This is a genomic window from Salinivibrio sp. MA427 (assembly GCF_001996115.1).
In the GTDB taxonomy this organism is placed as follows: domain Bacteria; phylum Pseudomonadota; class Gammaproteobacteria; order Enterobacterales; family Vibrionaceae; genus Salinivibrio; species Salinivibrio costicola.
This window is the reverse complement of sequence record NZ_MUFH01000189.1, coordinates 1-5,111: the sequence shown is the minus strand read 5'-3', so window position 1 is coordinate 5,111 and position 5,111 is coordinate 1. Positions and strand designations below refer to the sequence as shown.

Genomic DNA, 5,111 nt, shown 5'->3' with positions numbered 1-5,111 from the left:
GTGTTAGGCAGCGTATCCAATACGGTGCCTTGCATTTCAATTACGTCTTCTTTTGCCATTGAATCCTCTTAGGCTTATTCTGATAGCCAATTTTTTGACCGACAGATAATGCCTCTATTCTGAAAGTCTGTAAAGTTCGGGTGCGAATTTTACCCTGTTGGGGCGCACCTTGCTAGAAAAAATAGCGACTATTGCGGAATAACTGGCCAGGAAAAGGCCCGCCACTGCTGATTAATAAAGCGTTGGTGGGGATAATAGTCTGCTTTATAGCGCATCGCGGCGCAGGCATCGATTTGATAGCCCAAATACAGCCAAGGTAACTGCATCGATTTTGCCAGCTGGAGTTGCGCTTGAATACTCACACGTCCTAATGAAAATCGGTGCTGAGGGTCAAAAAACGTATACAAGGCACTAAGGCCGTCATCCACCACATCGCTCACTGCCACGGCGATCAAGCGTGAACGCTGTTCTTCATTTTGGTACAGATGAATAAAGCGCGGGGTTAGCCAATCACTATGGATAAAATCTAAGAAGTCTTGCCGTTTGGCCGGATACATGTTGCCCTCTGAGTGACGGGCGGTGATATAGCGGTCATACAACTCGAACCAATGGTCATCTAACTGGTCACTGACGTGCATAGTGAGGCGCTTGAGCTGGCTGCGATGTCGCTTTTGACTTTTTGATGGGCGGTAATGGTCGACATCGACTCTCAACGCTTGGCAAGCCTGACAAGAAGGACAATGAGGACGGTAGATGAGATGACCGCTTCGCCGAAAGCCTGCCGCTAACAGCGCGCCATAACGTTCGCGTTGATGGTATTCTGGAGACATCACCACCGCGAGTTGCTCAGTTTGATCAGTAAGATACTGGCAATCAGCGCCTGGTGTGACGCCAACTTGGATTCCAACACTCATGTTATTCTCCAATCGGCAAGACGTTGCGGTGGGTAGCCATCAGCAATAGGGCGGTCACGATGTGCGTGAAGCGCGTCGATAAACGTATGACGTGACCAAGGTTGCGCACCTAATGACGCTAAATGCGGTGTCATCATTTGGCAATCAATATATTGCCCTCCTTGGTGAGCAAAATATTGGCTGAATTGCCACAGCGCGAATTTAGACCCATTCGTTGTGCTTGAAAACATGGACTCACCGCAGAAAATGGCCCCCACCGACACACCGTATAATCCGCCGACTAATGTATTGCCTTGCCATACTTCCACGCTGTGGGCATCACCTTGATGATGGAGCTGGCAATAGGCCGCTTGCATTTCGTGCGTGATCCAAGTTTGCTCCGGCCCTCGAATCTCGGCACAGATAGCAATAACGCGCTCAAAGGCCTGATTCAAAGTAACCGTCATTCCGGACTTTCTCGCTGCTTTTTGTAAGCTTCTGCTGGCGTGAAACTCGGTTGGCTGAATGATGGCCCGCTCACTGGGTGACCACCATAACAGCGGGTCATCTTCACCAAACCACGGGAAAATCCCGTTGCGATACGCAGACATTAGCCGAGCAGAGCTAAGATCCCCCCCGATAGCAAGCAAGCCATCGGGATCATCCAGCGCCTCGGTGACGGGAGGAAAACGAACGTCATCTTGCGCTAAAGGAGGCAAATAGAGGGTCATCGTGTGCTCTCTGATTTACAGCCGATGCATCAATTGTGCATAGCGTCCATTGGCATCGATCAATGACTGATGCGTCCCTTGTTCAATAATCTGACCGGCATCCATTAAGCAGACAGTGTCCATCTGCTCCAAGCCAACAAGACGATGGGTAATGATCACCACTGTTTTATCTTGGCAATGAGTTTTCAATAAAGACAGGATTTCGGCTTCAGTTTGCACATCTAAGCCTTCTGTCGGTTCATCTAAGAGCATAATCGGGGCCGAATGCAATAAACCACGCGCGATACCTAAACGACGGCGCTCACCGCCTGATAACTGGCGTCCACCATCGCCTAGCCAGGTGTCTAAGCCTTGCCCTTCTAATAGACGCGCTAACCCGACCTGCGTCAGTGCCTGAGATAAAGCCGAATCTGAGGCATTTGGACGGGCGAGAATGAGATTATCGCGGAGTGAGCCGTTAAAGAGATCAACCCGTTGCGTCACCACAGACATAGCATCACGTAACCTTGACTCATCCCACTCGCTCAACGGAACACCATCGAGAGTAATTTGCCCCTGAGTCGGATCCCATGCACGCGTCAGCAAGCTCATAAGGGTCGACTTACCACAACCTGTACGACCTAATAGCGCGACGGTTTGCCCTGCTGTGATGTCCAGCGAGACTCTTGATACCGCCTCTTGTGCCGCCCCAGGGTATTGATAGCTCACCTTATTCAAGCCAATTGATCCTGTTACCGGTCCTTTGTGGCCATCGAGAGGGAAAGGAACACTGGGTGGGCGTTCTGTGATGGCGTTGAGCCGTTTTGCGGCCGTGAGCGTTTTGCCTAAATACTGGAAAGCTGCCGTAATCGGCATCATCAGTTCAAAGCTTGCCATGGTCGTAAACGCTACCATGGCGATGAGGGGGCCTGGCGCACGATCGCCAACGCCATCGGCTGCCAGCCAAATCATCAAGACTAACGTGAGTCCGGTGGCTGCGATTAGCACGGCGTTAGCCCATCCTGTGATACGGGCCATATTCGCTTGCGCGTTGAGCATCGCTTGTTCGCTGTCGTCAATGCGCGCACGATATCGCTCACGAGCGCCAAATAAGGCTAATTCTGCATGGCCTTGCAGCCAATCTAGCAGGGCAACGCGGGTTGCGGCATTTTGTTCTAGTTGATCTCGGCCCTGATCCTTGCCCAGACGATAGAAAACGATCGGTAGACTGACAAGCAGTACCAGCAAACTCAGACCCAAGGCAATACCAAGCGTCGGATCAAACCAGCCCAAGAATAAGCTCACGGCTAATACGCCCAGTACACCCACAATCATGGGGCTAATAAGGCGTAGATAAACATGATCCATGGCGTCGACATCCGCCACCATGCGGTTAAGCAAATCACCATCACGCATATTCAGACGATGGTCGGGGACTAACGGCGCCAATTTACGGAAAAACGACACGCGGAGATCAGCAAGCAACTTGAAAGTAGCGTTATGGCTGACCACACGTTCCGCCCAGCGACCAAAGGTGCGCCCAATAGAAAACCCACGCACGCCCGCGGCTGGCAACATATAGTTAAAGGTGGCGATGCCTGCGATACCGGCCACTGCCGCTGCGGCAATGAACCAGCCAGAGAGAGTGAGCAAGCCAATGGCGGCAAATAAAGTGGCAAACGCGAGGACAATGCCCAAACTTAAGCCAAACCAATGACGTTTATACAAGCGTAGATACGGCAGGAGTTCACGCATCAAGATTTCTCCTATCGGCTGAAGCCAGCATCTCTGCCAGCGGCCCTGTGTGCGCTAATTGATGATACTGGCCTTGTTGAACCAGCTTTCCGTCGGCCATCAACCAGACTTGATCACTGTTAGCCAGTGCATCTAGACGGTGAGAGACCTGGATGCAGGTTTTAGCTTGAGTGGCAGCGTGTAAGCTTTCAATGACCAGCTTTTCACTGTGTGCATCCAGGCTCGCAGTCGGTTCATCTAGCACCCATAACGCACCGTCTTGCAACAAGGCGCGTGCGACAGCGACACGCTGCGCTTGGCCGACGGATAAGCCGCCATTGCGATCACCGACGGCGTGCGCAAGGCCATTTTTTAACCGCATCACGAATTCATCCACATAGGCTTGTGTCATCACCTGGTTAATCGTTTCTGGACTCGCATCGGGGTTGGCGAGCGCGATATTATCGCGAATACTGCCATGGAACAGTTGTGGATTTTGCCCTACCCAGCTAATGGCTTGTCGCCAATGCGAAAGTGCCAGCTCACTGCGTTCACAGCCATTAATGGTCAAGCTACCTCGGTAGGGAAGAAAGCCGAGTAACGCATTGAGTAAGCTAGATTTTCCGGCGCCACTCACGCCAACCAGTGCGATATGTTCACCGGGCTTAATATGAAAACTCATGGGACCGGCGAGTACCTGGCCATCTGGGCTGAGCACTTCGAGATCCTCGGCAGTGATGGTGACCGTGGCCAAGTCGGGAGTTGCTTCTCCTTGCGTGCCTGTATCAGGCTCAGCGTTTAAAAATGTGACAATCGATTCAGCAGCCCCAATCGCTTGCGCTTTGGCATGATAAAAGGTACCGAGATCGCGAAGCGGTTGGTAAAACTCCGGTGCCAACACCAGCACAAACAAGCCGGTAAAGAGCGAAATAGGCGCTCCGTAATGACCAAAGTCAAGCTCACCGATAAAACTAAAACCAAAATACACCGCCACAACCGCAATCGAAATCGCCGTAAAAAACTCAAGCACCGCAGAAGATAGGAACGCGAGACGTAATACTTCCATCGTTCGTTGACGGAACGTATGTGACGCCAGGTGTAACTGATCGGCTTCGGCATCAACGCGATTAAATAGTTTTAGTGTGGGTAGGCCACGTAAACGATCGTAAAAATAGCCGGATAAACGCTGCAATGCTTTAAAATTCTTGCGGTTAGCATCGGCAGCTTTCATCCCGACCAGTGCCATAAACAGGGGAACCAGCGGTGCTGTGATTAAAAAGATCAGCCCAGATGCCCAATTGATTGGAAACACGACGACTAAAATCACTAAGGGGATCAAGACTGCGATCGCCATTTGGGGTAAGTAACGAGCGAAAAAGTCCTGTAACTCCTCAACCTGCTCAAGGATCAGGCTTGCCCAGCTCCCCGCGGGTCGCCCTTGAATACTCACAGGTCCAAGCGCATGAAGTCGGTTGAGTATTAACTGGCGGATGTGTTGCCGAATGACCTCACCACAGCGATAGCCAGTTTGTTCTTTGGCCCAACTACACCCAGCACGGGCTAAAACAACGCCGACCAATGTGAGAAAACTTGGCAGTAAGGCGTATTTATCGGTTTGCTCAATAATCAGTTGATGCAGCAGGTGGGCAAGAAGTGCTGCTTGGGCAATCAAAAGCACACCAGAGAGGAGTGCAATGCTAATCGTCGCAACTAACCAGGGTTTGGCTAACGTGCTCTGCGACTTGAGCCATTGGGTTAGCGCCCGCTGTTTAGA

General features: G+C 51.5%; 4 protein-coding genes. All 4 read right to left on the bottom strand.

The genetic code is table 11. The features are described from left to right. Positions 1-188 precede the first annotated feature (188 nt). Complete coding sequence (locus BZG79_RS11345) at positions 189-914, bottom strand: arginyltransferase (RefSeq protein WP_021022424.1); 726 nt, start codon at positions 912-914, stop codon at positions 189-191. Continuing rightward, the gene (aat, locus tag BZG79_RS11340) at positions 911-1,624 is read right to left on the bottom strand and encodes a leucyl/phenylalanyl-tRNA--protein transferase (protein ID WP_077774436.1); all 714 of its coding nucleotides are present in this window, start codon (positions 1,622-1,624) and stop codon (positions 911-913) included. The genes BZG79_RS11345 and aat overlap by 4 nt, the downstream gene beginning before the upstream one ends. A gap of 15 nt (positions 1,625-1,639) precedes the next feature. Further along, positions 1,640-3,358, bottom strand: a complete 1,719-nt coding sequence (gene cydC / locus BZG79_RS11335) for a cysteine/glutathione ABC transporter ATP-binding protein/permease CydC (RefSeq protein ID WP_077774435.1) — start codon at positions 3,356-3,358, stop codon at positions 1,640-1,642. Further along, the coding region (gene cydD / locus BZG79_RS11330; protein ID WP_077774437.1) for a cysteine/glutathione ABC transporter permease/ATP-binding protein CydD at positions 3,351-5,111 on the bottom strand (1,761 nt) is incomplete at its 5' end. The genes cydD and cydC, both read right to left, overlap by 8 nt.